Genomic DNA, 16,528 nt, shown 5'->3' on the forward strand with positions numbered 1-16,528 from the left:
CGGTTTTTTGCGCTGGATAGAGGATCTTCTTCGTGACTCCATTAAAAATCTCCACATCGTTAGTCTCCCCTGCTTCATATACATACACTTGGGTTAGGATGGCGGGCTAACGGGTATAAAACCTATCAGTACGTGCTGCAACAGGGTCAATCAAGATCCGATCGTCAGGCGTTAAGATGAAAGGAGATATGGACCATGGATTCTGTACTGTATTTGGGCTTGGCCGTTGTATATGCTGCGCTGCTTCTGTATGGGTGCGTGGTGTTGAAGCGTGATTCTTCGCCGGGTCTTCGGTATTTGCTGCTGATCGTGACGGCCGGACTGGTCTGGGATAATTGCGTGATCGGCATCGGGAAATACATCGGGGAGGGGGATCTGCTGGAGGGGCTGAACGTTACGCGTTTCTGGGTGCATGCGTTGGCAACGCCGCTGCTTGTGCTCGTGTCGTTCGATATGATCCGCAAGGCAGGAAGCCCTTGGGCCAACAAGCGGGCTGCCGCTTGGGGAGCCTGGATATTGACCGCAGCGCTTATTGTGCTGGAGGTGTTGACGGAGACGCTGCCGCTTAAGCTCCAGCCTTCCATGGAATACGGAGCGCTTCGTTATGTTCCGACCGAATCCGGGGGGCCGCCGCTCATGGTCATCCTGATCCTGATCCCTCTGCTGATGGCAGGCGTTATCGTATGGCGGAGGAGAAAGACGCCGCTGTTGTTTATCGGTACGGTGCTGATGGCTGCCGGGAGCGCCATTTCGATTCCGATCGAAAGTTCGGCTGCCACGAACGTATTTGAGCTGCTTCTCCTCTTATCCTTGTGGCTGACGGTTCGCAAGCTGGCCTCCTACCGTACGTTGTCTTTTCGGTAGTTGCTTTTTATGATGTGCTGAGGCCCGTTGGCATACCGTCACATTCAGCAAACCTTCAGCTGAGCCTAAGCCTGGCATAACGTTGCCCTAAGTTTACTTTCAGATTCCCTCTCTATACTTCAAATTGTAAGACAAACCATGAACCTAAGGAGAGATGACGATGAATCCGATTAGTAAAAAAGTATTAGTAAGCAGTATGGCAGCAGCGATTGTGCTAGGGGGAGCCGGGTATCTTCAGAGCAAGGCTTTTGCCGCGACGAGCACAGACGCTTCCACCTCGGTATCCGAGGATGGACAGACGGGGACAGGCTCATCAGCTGCCGATGCAGGCAAGAACCGAGATGGAAAGTGGATGGAACGTAAGGGTGGCGGTCCTCGCGGCGCAAACATCGTCAAAGAGACGGCCGAAGTTCTTGGGCTCACGGAGGCAGAGATTCGCACAGCGCTTGAAGCAGGCAGCACATTTGTTGAAATTGCCGAAGGCAAAGGAATAACCCAATCCGTGTTTGTGCAGAAGCTGACCGTTCTGGAAACCGCCAAGATTGATGAACGCCTGAGTGAAGGCAGCATTACGGAAACCGAAGCAGCCGAGTGGAAAGAGGGGCTGAGCGACCGTCTTACTCAAATCGTGGAGAGCAGCGAAGCCGGTTTTGGAAAAGGCCATGGCAAAGGCAGCCGAGGCTTCGGCACATTCGGTAATCCGGAGGAACTTGCAGCTCTGCTTGGATTATCTGAGGACGAATTGAAGGCAGAAATGAAGGAAGGGCAGTCGCTGGCCGAGATCGCGGCCGCGAAGGGGATTACGGAGGATCAATTGATTCAGAAGCTGAAGGATCAAATGACCGAGCCGTTGAAGCAGTGGGTGAACGAGAAGCATACGAACGCTCATGAGGCAGCAGATCCTGCGGCAGACACGGAAGCGGACGCGGAGTAACATACTGAAGTGGATCGTAGGGGAGACTGGATGATATTCTGTTGAGAATACATTCAGTTTCTTTTTTGTTTAAGAAATTTAAAATTTTTTTGCACAGCGTGTTGACCTTAACGTTACGTAAAGGTGTACATTGATGTTGTCAGGAGGTGAGAAACCATGGAATACACGGTGCAGAAGCTTGGAAGGTTGGCAGGAATAAGTACCCGGACGCTCCGTTATTACGATGAGATCGGTATTCTGAAGCCGGCCAGAATCAACTCGTCGGGATATCGGATCTATGGGCAGGAGGAGGTCAATCAATTGCAGCAGATCTTGTTTTACCGGGAGCTCGGGCTTCAATTGGACGATATCAAAGAGATTATGACTTCACCATCCTTCAACCGAATCAAGGCGCTCCAAGAACACCATGCGCAGCTCCTAGACAAAAGAAGGCAATTGGATTTGCTGATTACCAATGTGGAGAACACGATCGCCTCCGCCGAAGGGAGAATAACCATGAGTGACCAAGAGAAATTTGAAGGATTCAAGCAGAAGCTGATTGATGATAATGAGAAGAAATACGGTAAGGAGATTCGCGAGAAGTATGGCGATGAGATTGTAAATAAATCCAATGCCCAGCTGAAAAATATGACGCAAGAACAGCATGAGGAAATAACGCGCCTAGCTGATGAGCTGTACGAGACGCTGGCCGAAGCGTTTAAGCAAGGCGATCCTGCCAGTGAGCTGGCCCAGAAGGCGGCCGATCTTCACAAGCGCTGGCTCACTTATTATTGGAACGATTACAGCAAAGAGGCCCACGCAGGTCTCGCCCAGATGTATGTTGACGATGAGCGCTTTACCGCTCATTACGATGAGAAGCAGCCTGGAACGGCGGTATTCCTCCGCGATGCGATTCTGGTCTATACGGGCATGAACTCTTCATCATAGACAGGCTGGTAGGTAGGCAGCCTGACATGAGGACAGGACCCTTTCCCTGCGCTTTAACACGCAGAGGAGAGGGTCCTTTTTAATATGAATGTCCGAAAATCCCCGCCTTGAGATCAACAAAGAATCGCCGCGAATAAGAAATGACGAAACCGCCCAGGTTAGGTGCAGCATTTTCCACAATTAACCTCTTGTATTGGATGGGGAAGTAATGGTTAGATGAAACGTGGACTATTTTACACAAAACCTACACCATGGGTGATGACTTCTATAGCGAGGGTAGAATATGGATCAAATTGTACAGAATGTAGTCAATATCTTTAATGATTTTTTATGGTCTAAGCTGCTCATCGTATTGCTGATTGCCGTTGGCCTGTATTTCACGGTGGGGACCAAGTTTCTGCAATTTCGCCTGATCGGCGAGATGTTCCGGGTCATCCGCGAACCCAAGAGCAAAGCGAAGGGAAGCATTTCGCCCTTTCAGGCATTTGCCATCAGTATGGCAGCCCGTGTCGGGACAGGGAATATAACCGGGGTGGCTCTGGCCATCTCGCTTGGAGGACCCGGGGCCGTATTCTGGATGTGGATTATTGCGCTTATCGGTTCGGCATCCAGTTTTATCGAGAGTACGCTGGCCCAGATCTATAAAGTAAAAGATGGGGCGGGTGGTTATCGCGGCGGTCCCGCTTATTACATGCAGCAAGGATTAAAGAAACGGTGGATGGGCGTGTTGTTTGCGATCCTGATCACCTTGTCCTTCGGTCTTGTCTTTAATGCGGTCCAATCCAATACGATTACGATTGCCTTCGAGAATTCATTCGGAACTGACCGATTAACCATCGGCATTATTATGGCGGTTATCTTCGCGGTTATTATCTTTGGCGGCGTGAAGCGGATTGCCAAAATGTCGGAGCTGATCGTTGTGGTATTGGCTGTCCTGTATGTCGGTGCCGCGCTGTTTATCGTATTGGCGAACATCACCAAGCTGCCGGAAGTTTTAACTCTTATCGTCAAAAGCGCGTTCGGCTATGAGCAGGTTGTTGGCGGGTCGATCGGTGCCGCTCTCATGAACGGGATCAAAAGAGGGCTGTTCTCCAACGAAGCCGGCATGGGGAGCGCGCCTAACGCAGCGGCTACCGCAACGACAAGCCATCCAGCCAAGCAAGGGCTGGTGCAGGCGCTGGGCGTATTGATCGATACGCTGGTCATATGTACAAGCACCGCCTTCATCATTCTGTTTACCGGTGCCTATCAGCAGACCGGACTTGATGGAATCGCCCTGACGCAGGCCGCGCTGGGCATGGAGATGGGGGCATGGGCGTCCGACTTCCTGGCCGTTATGGTCTTCCTGTTTGCGTTCAGCACGCTGATCGGCAATTATTATTACGGGGAAACCAATATCGAGTTTTTGAAGTCGAATCGGGCATGGATATGGGTTTATCGAGCTTCTGTGCTGGCCATGGTTATCTTCGGTTCCGTTACCAGCGTGAAGCTGGTGTGGGATTTGGCCGACCTGTTCATGGGATTGATGGTGATTGTGAATCTTGTGGCTATTACGCTGCTATCCCGAACGGCCTTTGCCGCGCTTCAAGATTACATGAAGCAGAAACGGGCAGGCCTGAATCCTGTCTTCACCAAGGATAGCATCAAAGGGCTTGATGATGTGGAGTGCTGGGACGGACAGAACGCCCCATTCACTAAGTGAAATAATATAGAATATTCGTCATATGGAATCGTTACGGTAGCTGCGTGTCTTCAGCTGCTGTAGCGATTTTTCTTATTTTACCGTAACATTAGCGCGATTAAACCGTTGTCTACATGAGAAGGTAGAGAGGAGATGGATACGGAAGTGATGAATCGGATAACCTGGCAGATAAGGGTGAAGCAGCTTATAAATGCTTTGTTAGCTGCGTTTCTTATTTATGGCGTGTATTATGCAGCCGTCTACATCTACCATGAAGAATCCGGCCTGAACGATAAATTCTTAAGGTCTGTCATGACAACGGTTGAATTGCATGAGAGTGGACTTGTGGTAGATAAGCGCGGCTTGTCTTCGGTAGAAGTGACGCCCTTCCTCACCCAGAAGAAAACGCTGAAAGTGTACAGGGATGTGGGGGAATGGCAGGTAATCGTTGGAGAGCTTCACGCGAAGAAGAGGTTATGGGGAGAATTGACCTATTCCATTGAAGAACGGGGGCATTATCTGAACGGGGATGAAAGAAATCCCTTTTACCTGCACTCTGCCCTGCTGGAGGGTGGGAAGATTACAGACTCCCTTCATCAGAATGGTGCAATGAATCAGTTAGAAAAGCTTGAGGACGGCAACGTGGCGGAAATATTCTTCTCGCTTCGAACGTTGAAGTCGCCGGAGCAGGTCTTAAAGCTCTTGTCGGACTATGATGTTAAAGTAACCAGTATGGCTGTTTTTGCAGGCGAACTGAAGGATTTCAAGTTGAGTACTTATAGCTCTAGCGGCGCAGATTACATGATTCCTCATCTAACGTTAAGACCCATGGTTCAGTTTAGCGATAATCATTTTCTTTCTGCCTGGCATACTTTCTTCTCATTGGATGCCGGGATCACGGATCATGTGCAGCAACTGATCGCCGACGTTGAATGGATGACGGACAACATCAAATATAACGGCGTGGATGAAGACAAACTGCGGCTGGCTTACTTAAAGAAAAATGGGGTTCAAGTTTACGGAGCGACCGTTACGGGACCTGTGCGTGAGCTGGAGAAGCTGAAGGAGGAGTCGGAATTCTGGGGATTCCGTTTGGGCCGCATCGAGGTATGGAATTGGAGTTAAGACAGTCATGCTCTGCTGAATCATTACATAATATGGTAGAAAAAAAGGCCTCAGCTTGAGGCCTTTTTAAATTTAAGGAAGTGAAGGCAGACGATGTGGATCGGCAGCATGCCAAGGGGCATCCCTTCAGGCCAAATGCCGTGTAAGGATGCCCCTTATAAACTACGTTAAATATTTATCCCGTAGAATATTCAGGTGATGAAGCTCATGACCGGCAATGACATAGGCGGCTGCCCGGGCGGAGAGCGGGTAATTGTTGAACGTGCCCTGGCGAAGCAGCGCTTCCTCCGTCAAACTTCCAACCAGCGTAATGGTAGACTGCCGGACAGCAGCATAATCCTTGAGGGCTTCCCGTAACGGAAGATGGCTGAAGGGAGAATTTTGGACAAAAATCTCCCGGTCGTACCCCGAGAATTCACGGGCATCTCCACGCGCGATGTAGAGAATGCGGTAGTTCCATAAGCGCTCTACATCGGCGATATGTCCGACCACCTGTTTTAGACTCCATTTCCCTGCCGCATAGCGAACATTCGCTTGTTCTTCCGTCAGATCGCTAAGCGATCGTAACGTTTCATCATGCTGCCGCTGCAAAACTTCAGCAATATGGCCTTCGGGGACAAGAGAGACGTATTTTTCGGCGAGGGGCAAATATTCATTAGAATCAGGCCTTGTGTTCATAACAAGTTCCTCCAGATTAATTAATAAGAGCTTCGTTAAAATTTATGCCGACAGGTCAAAATGAATGAATGGATCAGGTTGCTTGCGCCCAGATCAGATGAACGATGCCGTTCCAATAGCGTTCTGTCTTCAGGATGTTCAGTTCCGAGGCATTCGCAATCTGGATCATGTCCCTGTTATAATGACAGCCGGATATCCGCCGTGCTGCCGGGTTGATCAGATGCTGAATAGCGCCTAGGAACCGGTTCGTGCTCATGCCATGCTCCAGTAAATAAACGCGGCCGCCGGGTTTGGCCCAGCGATTGATTTTATTCAGAGCTTTGACCGGATCCTCGTAGCCGCATAGCGACAGGGTGGATACAACACAATCATAGGAACGTTCCGGCAGCTCCAGCGTCTCGATATCCCGCTCTAGGAAATGGGCCCGGATACCCATCTCGGAGGCCATCCGCCGTGCACAGCTTAACATCTCGGGACTGAAGTCGACAGCCGTTACGTTCACCTTGTCACGATGATAGAAGGGGAAGTTCGCGCCGGCGCCGACAGCTACTTCAAGCACGCTACCCTCTACATCGTGAAGCAGCCGCTGTCTCCATTCACCGAGCCTGCGCTGTCTGGTGTTCCTTTCATATATCGCTGCCTGCTTATTGAACTTCCGAATGAGGAATTGCTTATTCACGCGGGATTCTCCGGGCGACGCCGGTTTTGATCGCCGCTTTCACGACAAGCTCGCGAATGGCTTTCACGACGTTCTGGTTAAATACGCTTGGAATAATATACGACGGGTTGCGTTCCTCATCCGATACGGCGGACGCGATGGCTTCGGCTGCAGCCAGTTTCATCTCCTCATTGATCGTGGTTGCTCTGCAATCCAGGGCAGCACGGAAAATACCTGGGAAGCAGAGGACGTTGTTAATTTGGTTCGGATAATCCGAACGTCCGGTTGCAATGACGCCTACAATATCCTCGACTTCTTCCGGTTTAATCTCCGGCGTAGGGTTTGCCATTGCGAACACGATCGGATCCTTAGCCATGGCTTGTACGTCTTCGCGGCGAAGCAGGCCGCCGGCGGATAGGCCGATAAACACGTCGGCACCTTGGATCACTTCGCGCAGGGAACCTTCAACTTTATTCGGATTCGTATGCTCTGCGTACCATTGCCACATACTATTACTGTACTCTTTTCCAGCAACCAGCGCACCCTCGCGGTCTACGCCAATGATGTCCTTGACACCGGCCGACAGGAGGATTTTGCTGCATGCCACGCCCGCAGCGCCGATTCCGCACACAACGATCCTGACTTTATCGATTGTTTTTCCGACAATTTTCAGGGCATTGATCAGTGCCGCATACAGAACGACCGCTGTGCCGTGCTGGTCATCGTGGAATACGGGAATATCCAGCTCATCCCGCAGTCGTTGTTCGATCTCGAAGCAGCGCGGGGAGGAGATATCCTCCAGGTTAATGCCGCCAAAAGCCGGTGCCATGGCTTTGATGCAAGAAATGATCTCTTCCGTATCCTGGGTATCCAGGCAAATCGGGAAGGAGTCTACACCTGCAAATTGTTTGAAGAGCATCGATTTTCCTTCCATCACCGGCATGGCCGCATAAGGGCCGATATTGCCCAAACCGAGCACGGCGCTTCCATCCGAGATGACGGCCACCGTATTTCTTTTAATCGTGAGTGTAAAGGCTTTTTTCGGGTCTTCCTGAATGGCTGCGCACACCCGGGCAACATCTGGCGTATAGACGCGCGACAGATCATCGCGGTTTTGGATCGGAATTTTAGGCTGGGTTTCGATCTTGCCGCCGAGATGCAGCAGGAAGGTACGATCCGAAACGTTGACGAGCCGGACGCCTTTCAGATTTTTCACGGCATCTGTAATTTTTCCGATATCGACGCTGTCCGTGACCGTAATGGTAATATCGCGTACGGTAATGTGGCCGCTCGCCTGAATGACGTCGATAGCGACCATGTCTCCCCCGGCTTCAAATATGGCGGATGCTACCTGACCGAATTTGATTTCTTGTGTATTCATTTCTAGTCTGAGGATAATGCTCTTTCCTCCGAGTCCGTTGTTTTCCATTGTTACCTCCAAATGTTTGATCGATTTCGACATTCTCAGTGTATGTAACTATGCAAAATGTTAACGTTATCATAGTTCGCTGAGCAGTGGTCAATTTCCTGTTTCAGTATAAAGAAACCGTGATATATATAAGAAGGATTTTTTGGAAATGCAAAATGTCAGGGAAATATAATCAAAAGCAGCTTATTGTGAAGGAGGGAGCGCCATGAATGCCAGAATCGAGGAACTTGAAAAACGTTTGACGACCCAGCATCATAGGGATCTGTTCCTTCAGATGAAGCATACGTTGAAAGCCGTTGACGATTTGGCCGAACAGCACCGGATCTACCAGGCCGTTCAGGCACTCAGCGGCACACGCATTGTAGGATCGGAGGAGAACGTGTATTTTGACACGTTGAATCAGGTCAAGGAGCAGATCATTCATACCCTGGAGCTTACGATCGAGGACTTGGAGCATAAAGGGGATAAGCATTATCAGAAGCACTTTAAGGACGGCGTGGAATAGGAGTTGTTGCGCGGTCAAAACGGAAAGAACAGCATGGAACGAAAGCATGGTTCCCCCAGGGGAGGCATGCTTTTTTTGTGATTTTTTTCTGCAATTTCCGTGTGTTTTCATAACATTTCAGGTTACATATTTATCCAATTTCATTGAAATGTGTAACAAATCGTTGATTAGTGTTATGGGATAGGGCTTCCATATGCTTTAAAATAATTATAGTACTGGTAAAGCTTGGACGATGGTTGTGGAAGATTTCCAAGTTTAATCAAGTTATCAGTCAAATTAAGAGGGTGACTACTGGATCAAAGAAAGGGAGGTGGGCCGAGCAGCCGGAGGTTGTGTAAACGCTTTATTTATTATCTTTTATATTAAAGGAGGATTAATTGTATGACTTTAAGTTTGCCGAACAAAACTTGGCTCAAGAATCTGATCATTGCCGGTTCCACGATGTTGTTGATGACCTTGTTCATGGTATTATTTGCTGATAAAGCTTCTGCCCACGGATATGTCGATTCCCCAGGCAGCCGCGCCATTCTGTGTAAGCAGGGGCAAAATACCGATTGCGGCGCAGTCGTGTATGAGCCTCAAAGCTTGGAAGCTCCTAAAGGCTGGCCGAACGCAGGCCCTGCCGATGGCAAAATCGCCAGTGCAGGCGGCGTGTTCCCTAAACTTGACGAGCAATCCGCAACTCGCTGGAGCAAAGTAAGCATTTCCCCGGGAACCACAACGTTCCAATGGCATTTGACAGCCAACCATGCGACGGCAAGCTGGAAATACTACATTACAAAAGACGGCTGGAATCAAAATGCTCCTTTGAGCAGAGCTTCGTTTGATCTGACGCCTTTCTGCTCCATTAACTACGGCGGTGTAAAACCTCCGACAAACTATGCATCCACTTGTAACGTTCCTGCAAAGTCCGGTTACCATGTCATTCTGGCGGTATGGGAAGTAGCTGACACAGCTAACGCTTTCTATAACGTTATCGATGTGGACTTTGGCGGTGGTGGAACGCCGAACCCAGGCGTACCGGCACCGACAGGACTTACTTCCCCAGCCCAAACCAACAACAGTGTTTCCTTGGCATGGGCAGCTTCCACAGGTGCTTCCAGTTACGAAATCTACCGTGACGGATCCCTTGTAGGTACTTCCACAACAACCTCCTATACCAATACGGGGTTAGCCGAAGGAACGTCCTATACGTATACTGTGGTCGCCGTGAGCAGTACGGGCAGCAAATCATCCGCATCCGCTCCGCTTACCGTATCAACATCCGGAAGCGCAGCGACCTATCCGGCATGGAGCGCAACAGCCGTTTATTTAGGTGGCAGCAAAGTCAGCCACAACGGCGTGAACTATGAAGCAAGATGGTGGACTCAAGGCGAAACTCCTGGATCTGCCGAAGTTTGGAAGGTCATTCCTTAATCGATAGGGTGAGAGATCCGGCGTCTTATGACTGCCGGATCTTTTTTTTAGGCAGCCGGGCAGGGAATGAGAGAGTGGGGGGAGATTTCCTTTTGTTACTTCCATTAATATGCGTAGAGGAAATAGCTTCCGTCGGCTACGTATTGTCCCTGGTGGCTCTTGAAATTACCGATCGAAATGTTGTGGGTTCACTGACTGTCGATGTCTTTATTCGATGATTTCATGGCTTTCGTCAACTTTAACGGACCCTAGTTCCGTTATTTAAGATCATAACCCGATTTTTCACAATGTACCGGACTCCAGATCCGCTATTATGAGAAATACGGGAGCAAATACCAACTAAAACCGCAAATAAGGTCCGCTGGGTCCGCTAAAGTTACTAAAAGGGCTGTTTTCAATGAAATAAGGTATTCTGAGTCCGTTAGGAGTTTCTTATACCAAAGAACAAGTACATCGTGCGCACTGCTCCCTGAGCGCACGGTACGTGGCCCGGGGCATGCTTGGATCGACTGTCGACCGTTGAGTTTTGGACATATTGAATGATATGGCGATCGTATTTTTGGACATATTGAACGAAATAGCGATCGTAATTTTTGGACGTTCAGTGAATTATCTGCTTATTTCTTTTGGTCTAAGCGGGGGGATGGCGAAAAAAGAGCGGGCATGGATGGGAAACATAGCAGTGGAATATAAATAAACAAGCTGCCAGCAAGCAGCAGCTTGATAAGGCACCCCTAGGGGTGCCTTATGTGTGTTCTGAAAGAAGTTCAGGAATGCCGAGGTACGCAAAGGTACGCAAAGGAATGCCTAGGTGTGCGAAGGAATGCTGAGGTACACAAAGGTATGCAAAAGATGCAAGGTACACAAAGGTATGCAAATTATGAAAGTATGCAAGGTACGCAAAGTATGCAAAGTATGAAAGTATGCAAGGTATGCAAAGTATGAAAGTATGCAAGGTATGCAAGATATGCAATGTATGCAAAGTATGAAGGTATGCAAAGTGTGAAAGCCTCAAACTCTGTACACGGTAATGCCCCGTTCCTGGAACGGCTTGATATCCGAGTCGGAAGCCTCAGTGCCGGTGACAAGAGTATGTATCGCGCTGTTGGGGGCGACCGTGTGCAGAGACAGTTTGCCGATCTTGCTGTGGTCGGTGACAACGACAATTTCACCTGCGGCCTGAATCATGTTCTGCTTGGCCGGGACGAGCAGCGCTTCCGGGTGCATGAGGCCATGCTGAGGATGCAGGGCAGGGGTACCGATAAATGCTTTCTCGACATGCAGGGATTTCAGCACATGGTCGGTAAACATGCCGTTTAGCATGTAACTCGAGGGGTACAGCTCCCCGCCGGTCAGGATGACTTTGATGCCCGGAGCATCGCGAAGTTCGACGGCCACGTTCATATCGTTCGTAATGACCGTAATGTCCGAGCGGTGCACAAGATGCGTTGCAATATGAAGGGTGGTTGTTCCCGAATCAATGATGATATTCTCCCCGTCTTCCACGAGAGAAGCCGCGAGCTGACCGATGCGTATTTTCTCGTCCCGATGAAAGTTGGTTCGCTCATTAAAGGACGGCTCGTTATGCGTCCATTGCTCCATGATGACCCCGCCATGCGTGCGTTTCAAAGCGCCTTCCTGTTCTATCTCCGCCAGATCGCGGCGGATGGTTGCCGTGTGAACACCGAATTCAGATGCCAGCGCAGCAACCGTTGCTGTTCGGTATTGCCTTACATAATCAATAATCCTTTTCTTTCGTTCATGTGCTAGCAATCGATAATTTCTCCCTTCCTAAATAGACAATGAGCTGTGCAGGTACGTTTGTACATACAATGCGCACTTTTGCTCTTTTATGCTTAAGGATTCCATGTCTATCTAGTGTACTCCCAGTATGTTAATGCCATGTTAAATCCCTTGATGCGAAGCGAATTTACAAAATCCGTACGAAGGTCTAACACTCTCCTAATATTGCACATCTACAATCGAATTAAATAAAAATGAACAAAAGTGATCATTACATGTGCATTTGGTGCGTACTTATTATCAGATGCATGTAAGGGATTTCATTTTTATGGATTCATTTATTATTCGCTTGTCATGACAGCATCATTACACTTTCGTGAGGGGGATCGCTCTTGGCATCCATTGAATTTGTGAAAGTAAGCAAGTCGTTTGATCGTCAAACCGTCATACAGGACCTGGACCTTACCATCGAGGACGGAAAATTCACCGTGCTGGTCGGTCCGTCAGGCTGCGGGAAAACAACGCTCCTAAGGATGATCGCGGGCATTGACCCTCAAACCTCCGGTTCCGTTCTTATCGATGGCAAGGATGTTACGCGCATTGCGCCGGGTAAACGCGGCGTGGCCATGGTATTCCAGAATTACGCGATCTACCCGACCATGTCGGTCCGCGAGAATATCGAGTTTGGTCTCGTGAACAACAAGGTTCCCAAAGCCGAGCGTACACGTCTGGTGGAGACTATAGGGGCAACCGTTGGACTGAACGATTACTTGGATCGCAAGCCATCCACCTTGTCCGGCGGACAACGGCAGCGGGTGGCTTTGGCCCGGGCGATGGTTAAGAATCCGTCCGTTTTCCTGATGGATGAGCCGTTGTCCAATCTGGATGCCAAGCTCAGGGTTCAGATGCGGATCGAGCTGATTGAGCTGCATAAGAAGCTGGGAACGACCTTTGTCTATGTGACCCATGACCAAATCGAGGCCATGTCGATGGCAGACACCATCGTCCTTATGAACAAAGGCATCATACAGCAGGAAGCGCCGCCTGAAGTGGTGTACCGGGAGCCCAGCAATCTGTTTGCGGCCCAGTTTATCGGGGTTCCCCCCATGAACATTGCGCCGCTTGGCGACGATCGCACCACATTCGGATTCCGTCCGGAGAGCGTCGTGATCGGCACAGAACCGGAGTCGTTTCATTATACGACCAAGGGGGAGGTCATCACGCGCGAAATGCTGGGATCCGAGACGATTTATCAGGTGAGGACAACGGAGGGCCAGGCATTCATGGTGAAGTGTCAGGATGACCAGTTCCATGTCGATCAGGAGGTACATCTCGGCGTACCGGCGGATAAATTGTTTTTCTTCGGAGCGGATGAGAACCGGATCGAAGCGCAGGACGTCCGCTATAGGGAGTTCATGGAGCGGCTGAGAGGGCTGGCTCATGGATAAGAAGCGGATCTGGGAAGGGATCAGGCCCTATGTGCTGATCGCGCCGGCCATGGCTGGTATCATACTGTTTGTGATGTATCCGGTAGGTTATCTGATTTACTTAAGCCTGTTCAAATACAACCTGATGAACAAGGATAAGAGCAAGTTTGTCGGACTGGACAATTTCACCCAGATTCTGGGCCGCGGGGATTTCTACAAAGCGCTCTGGAACACGTCCATCTACACAGTCGGCGTCGTTATTCTAACCATGCTGCTATCCTTGCTGATTGCGGTATGGCTTAACAAGAAGGGGCGTTTCAATTCGGTCGTTCAGGCCGGGATTTTTACGCCGCACGTCGTTTCGATTGTGTCGATCTCATTGGTCTGGCTGTGGCTGATGGAGCCGAATCAAGGACTTCTCAACTATATCTTCAAGCTGGTGGGACTCCCGCCGTCCGCATGGCTGCAAAGCTCCAAGACCGCATTGATTTCCGTCATTATCGTATCGGTCTGGCAGGCTATCGGCTATTACACCTTGATTATCGTGGCAGCCCTGCAGAGCATATCGCCAAGCATTTATGAAGCGGCGGCGCTGGATAATGCCAGCAGGTTCAAGGTGTTTTATAAAATCACATTGCCGATGATTTCGCCGCAGCTGTTTTTTATCCTGATCATCATGACGATCGGTTCCTTCAAAGTCTTCGATACCGTTCAGGTGATGACAGGCGGAGGACCGAATAATGCAACGACTACGCTTGTGTATTACATATACGGCTTCCGGACGACCAATATCGGTTATTCGGCCGCGACAGGCGTTGTGCTTATGGCCATTATCGGTTTGCTCACGTTCATTTATTTCCGGCTGCTGTCCAAAAAGGTCCATTATCAATAAGGCTTTGGCCATGCAGAAAGGAGGCACAGTTTGAAGACCTTTGACTTAAAAATCGTATGGACAATGCTAGGTTATTTGCTGAAAGCCGCGGTGCTCATGATATTTATCTTCCCGTTTCTGTGGATGATCTCCACCTCGCTCCAGACATTCCGGGAAACGATGACGTTTCCGCCAACGTGGATTCCAGCCTCGCCGCAGTGGGGCAACTTCGCGGAGGCGATGCAGGCAGGTCCTTTTCTGACCTATTTCAGGAACTCGGTTGTTGTCACGGGATCCATCATCGTTCTGCAGTTCCTGATCATGATCCCGGCCGCGTACGCATTTGCCAAGTATAAGTTTCCGGGAAAAACGCTGCTGTTCGGCATGATCCTGCTGGCCTTCATGATCCCGGGCCAGGTGACGTTCATTCCGGTCTATCTGATGATGGCCGATTGGGGATTGGTCAAAACCCTGCTGCCGCAGATTATCCCGTTCATCTCGAATGCCTTCGGCATCTTCCTGCTGCGGCAATATTTCATGCAGATTCCGGAGGAAATCATTGAAGCGGCCCGCCTTGATAATGCGAGTGAATTCAAAATCATTCGAAAAATCATGATTCCCATGTCGAAGCCGGCACTGGCTACCATTGCGCTGTTCAGCTTTGTCAGCCACTGGAATGACTATTTTTGGCCGCTCGTCATGACCGATTCTGCTGCTGTCCGGCCGCTGACCCTGGGGATCGCCATGCTAAGGGAGACTGAGGGCATCAGCAACTGGCATATCATTATGGCCGGGAATGTGATTCTGGTGGTGCCGATCCTGCTTGTGTATGTATTCTGCTCGAAACACATCGTGAAGGCTTTTGTTTATTCAGGCATTAAATAATTACAGGAAATGACAGGGTTCAGCAATTCATAATCGAATAATTAATGGAGGAATGAGTCATATGAAATCCAAATGGTATACACTGCTATCCGTCATCATGCTGTTCAGTTTGCTTGCCGCATGCGGTGGCGGGGGAACTTCCAGTGATCCAGGCGAAGCCCCGGGCAGCGGGGGAACCGAAGCCCCGTCCGGAGACAAAGGGAAAACCACGGTTCAGTTCTGGCACTCGCTGGGCGGCAAGAACGGGGAATACATGGACGCGCTCATCCAGCGTTTTAATGCATCCCATGAGGATATCGAGGTGATAGGCACCTTCCAGGGAAGTTATGACGAGACGGTAACCAAGCTGCAGCAAGCGATAGCATCCGATACCGGTCCGGACGTCAGTATGCTGGAGCGAGCCTACGTTCAGATGTTCGCCGATTCGGAAGTGCTTGAAGATCTGACGCCTTATCTAGAAGGCTCTGGCATCAGCGTTGACGACTTTACGCCGGGACTGATGGGACATTCCACCTTCAATGATCAATTAGTATCGCTGCCGCTGAACCGTTCCACCCCGATTCTGCATGTGAACAAAACATTGCTGGATGAGCAGGGTCTTCAAATTCCGACCACATGGGAGGAGCTGAAGGAGGTCGCCAATGCGCTGGTGGTTAAGGAAGGCAGCGAGTATAAGCGCTACGGCGTTACGATGCCTTATGACACTTGGTATCCGATTGCCATGATCTCGCAGGCTGGCGGCACTTTTTTCAACGATGATAATACGTCGATCGGCTTCGGGGATAACGGCGCAGGCGCCAAGATGTTCACTTACCTTAAAGACCTGCAAAGCACAGGCGCCTTGTATTATCCGCCGGCTCAGGATTCCGGCAACATTGTGAACAGCATGTTTGTGGAAGGCAAGGTCGGAATGATGTATCAATCGACGGGATCGATTGGCGGGCTGTCCAGCGCGGTGGATTTCGATTACGTGACGGCATTCCTGCCTAAGGACGAAGTATATGCGAATCCGACCGGAGGCGCGAATGTGACGATGCTGTCCTCTTCCAAGAACAAGGAAGCGGCATGGGAGTTCATCCGGTGGATGGAGATGGAAGAGGAAGGCGGTCTTGAATTTATTTTGCAATCCGGTTATCTGCCTTTCACGAAGAAGATGGTAGAGTCGGAGAAGATCCAAGAGCTGTGGGCCAAGGAACCGAACCGCAAAGTCGCCTATGATCAGCTGGAATTTGCGACCGATACCAATAAGGACGTAGCATGGCCGGAGATTATGCATGAGTTCTTCTCGGCTATGGAAGCGATCATGTACGACAGCAAGGATATTCCGGCTACGCTGGATACCTTCAAGAAAGAGACGGAACGGATTTTGGCCCAATAACAACTGG

General features: G+C 50.0%; 15 protein-coding genes. 11 read left to right on the forward strand and 4 right to left on the reverse strand.

Annotated features, from left to right (window positions below; all coding sequences use genetic code 11):
- Positions 1 to 195 precede the first annotated feature (195 nt).
- From BJP58_RS23855 to BJP58_RS23875, 5 genes are all read left to right on the forward strand, one after another.
- Complete coding sequence (locus tag BJP58_RS23855; protein ID WP_194540845.1) at positions 196 to 864, forward strand: hypothetical protein; 669 nt, start codon at positions 196 to 198, stop codon at positions 862 to 864.
- A gap of 160 nt (positions 865 to 1,024) precedes the next feature.
- Entirely contained in the window at positions 1,025 to 1,798 is a 774-nt protein-coding gene (locus BJP58_RS23860) for a hypothetical protein (protein WP_194540846.1), read from the forward strand.
- Positions 1,799 to 1,954: 156 nt separating this feature from the next.
- Complete coding sequence (locus BJP58_RS23865) at positions 1,955 to 2,725, forward strand: MerR family transcriptional regulator (protein ID WP_194540847.1); 771 nt, start codon at positions 1,955 to 1,957, stop codon at positions 2,723 to 2,725.
- A gap of 283 nt (positions 2,726 to 3,008) precedes the next feature.
- On the forward strand, positions 3,009 to 4,427 hold the full coding sequence (locus BJP58_RS23870) for an alanine/glycine:cation symporter family protein (protein ID WP_194540848.1): 1,419 nt from the start codon (positions 3,009 to 3,011) through the stop codon (positions 4,425 to 4,427).
- A 174-nt stretch (positions 4,428 to 4,601) separates the two neighbouring features.
- Positions 4,602 to 5,531: an anti sigma factor C-terminal domain-containing protein gene (locus tag BJP58_RS23875; protein ID WP_233354741.1), complete on the forward strand. Its 930-nt coding sequence runs from the start codon at positions 4,602 to 4,604 to the stop codon at positions 5,529 to 5,531.
- Between the two features lie 162 nt (positions 5,532 to 5,693).
- On the opposite strand, the gene BJP58_RS23880 is transcribed toward BJP58_RS23875, so the two are convergent.
- The 3 genes from BJP58_RS23880 to BJP58_RS23890 form a co-directional block, all read right to left on the reverse strand.
- Positions 5,694 to 6,209, reverse strand: a complete 516-nt coding sequence (locus BJP58_RS23880) for a DinB family protein (protein WP_194540849.1) — start codon at positions 6,207 to 6,209, stop codon at positions 5,694 to 5,696.
- Positions 6,210 to 6,282: 73 nt separating this feature from the next.
- Complete coding sequence (locus tag BJP58_RS23885; RefSeq protein ID WP_194540850.1) at positions 6,283 to 6,888, reverse strand: class I SAM-dependent methyltransferase; 606 nt, start codon at positions 6,886 to 6,888, stop codon at positions 6,283 to 6,285.
- A complete protein-coding gene (locus BJP58_RS23890; protein ID WP_194540851.1) occupies positions 6,881 to 8,296 on the reverse strand; it encodes an NAD-dependent malic enzyme in 1,416 nt (471 codons plus the stop codon). Before BJP58_RS23890 ends, BJP58_RS23885 begins: the two co-directional genes overlap by 8 nt.
- 205 nt (positions 8,297 to 8,501) lie before the next feature.
- Between BJP58_RS23890 and BJP58_RS23895 the strand changes: the two genes are divergently transcribed.
- A complete protein-coding gene (locus tag BJP58_RS23895; RefSeq protein WP_071221933.1) occupies positions 8,502 to 8,801 on the forward strand; it encodes a hypothetical protein in 300 nt (99 codons plus the stop codon).
- 381 nt (positions 8,802 to 9,182) lie between these two features.
- Positions 9,183 to 10,217 (forward strand): lytic polysaccharide monooxygenase, encoded by a 1,035-nt coding sequence (locus BJP58_RS23900; RefSeq protein ID WP_071221932.1) that lies wholly within the window; start codon positions 9,183 to 9,185, stop codon positions 10,215 to 10,217.
- 1,011 nt (positions 10,218 to 11,228) lie between these two features.
- Here BJP58_RS23900 and BJP58_RS23905 read toward each other — a convergent pair.
- Complete coding sequence (locus tag BJP58_RS23905; protein WP_071221931.1) at positions 11,229 to 11,990, reverse strand: DeoR/GlpR family DNA-binding transcription regulator; 762 nt, start codon at positions 11,988 to 11,990, stop codon at positions 11,229 to 11,231.
- Positions 11,991 to 12,352: 362 nt separating this feature from the next.
- Between BJP58_RS23905 and BJP58_RS23910 the strand changes: the two genes are divergently transcribed.
- The 4 genes from BJP58_RS23910 (at position 12,353) to BJP58_RS23925 (ending at position 16,521) form a co-directional block, all read left to right on the forward strand.
- Complete coding sequence (locus BJP58_RS23910; RefSeq protein WP_194540852.1) at positions 12,353 to 13,408, forward strand: ABC transporter ATP-binding protein; 1,056 nt, start codon at positions 12,353 to 12,355, stop codon at positions 13,406 to 13,408.
- Positions 13,401 to 14,279: a carbohydrate ABC transporter permease gene (locus BJP58_RS23915; protein WP_194540853.1), complete on the forward strand. Its 879-nt coding sequence runs from the start codon at positions 13,401 to 13,403 to the stop codon at positions 14,277 to 14,279. Before BJP58_RS23910 ends, BJP58_RS23915 begins: the two co-directional genes overlap by 8 nt.
- A 30-nt stretch (positions 14,280 to 14,309) precedes the next feature.
- Entirely contained in the window at positions 14,310 to 15,143 is an 834-nt protein-coding gene (locus BJP58_RS23920; RefSeq protein ID WP_194540854.1) for a carbohydrate ABC transporter permease, read from the forward strand.
- Positions 15,144 to 15,204: 61 nt separating this feature from the next.
- On the forward strand, positions 15,205 to 16,521 hold the full coding sequence (locus tag BJP58_RS23925; RefSeq protein WP_194540855.1) for an ABC transporter substrate-binding protein: 1,317 nt from the start codon (positions 15,205 to 15,207) through the stop codon (positions 16,519 to 16,521).
- The last annotated feature ends 7 nt before the right edge of the window (positions 16,522 to 16,528 follow it).

Source organism: Paenibacillus sp. JZ16 (assembly GCF_015326965.1).
GTDB lineage: Bacteria > Bacillota > Bacilli > Paenibacillales > Paenibacillaceae > Paenibacillus_AQ.

Bases quoted from the DNA above. Each gene is read 5' to 3' on its own strand.
- BJP58_RS23890 (WP_194540851.1), bottom strand. From the start codon at position 8,296: ATGGAAAACAACGGACTCGGAGGAAAGAGCATTATCCTCAGACTAGAA.
- BJP58_RS23865 (WP_194540847.1), top strand. From the start codon at position 1,955: ATGGAATACACGGTGCAGAAGCTTGGAAGGTTGGCAGGAATAAGTACC.
- BJP58_RS23855 (WP_194540845.1), top strand. From the start codon at position 196: ATGGATTCTGTACTGTATTTGGGCTTGGCCGTTGTATATGCTGCGCTG.
- BJP58_RS23925 (WP_194540855.1), top strand. From the start codon at position 15,205: ATGAAATCCAAATGGTATACACTGCTATCCGTCATCATGCTGTTCAGT.
- BJP58_RS23895 (WP_071221933.1), top strand. From the start codon at position 8,502: ATGAATGCCAGAATCGAGGAACTTGAAAAACGTTTGACGACCCAGCAT.
- BJP58_RS23915 (WP_194540853.1), top strand. From the start codon at position 13,401: ATGGATAAGAAGCGGATCTGGGAAGGGATCAGGCCCTATGTGCTGATC.
- BJP58_RS23860 (WP_194540846.1), top strand. From the start codon at position 1,025: ATGAATCCGATTAGTAAAAAAGTATTAGTAAGCAGTATGGCAGCAGCG.
- BJP58_RS23870 (WP_194540848.1), top strand. From the start codon at position 3,009: ATGGATCAAATTGTACAGAATGTAGTCAATATCTTTAATGATTTTTTA.
- BJP58_RS23900 (WP_071221932.1), top strand. From the start codon at position 9,183: ATGACTTTAAGTTTGCCGAACAAAACTTGGCTCAAGAATCTGATCATT.
- BJP58_RS23880 (WP_194540849.1), bottom strand. From the start codon at position 6,209: ATGAACACAAGGCCTGATTCTAATGAATATTTGCCCCTCGCCGAAAAA.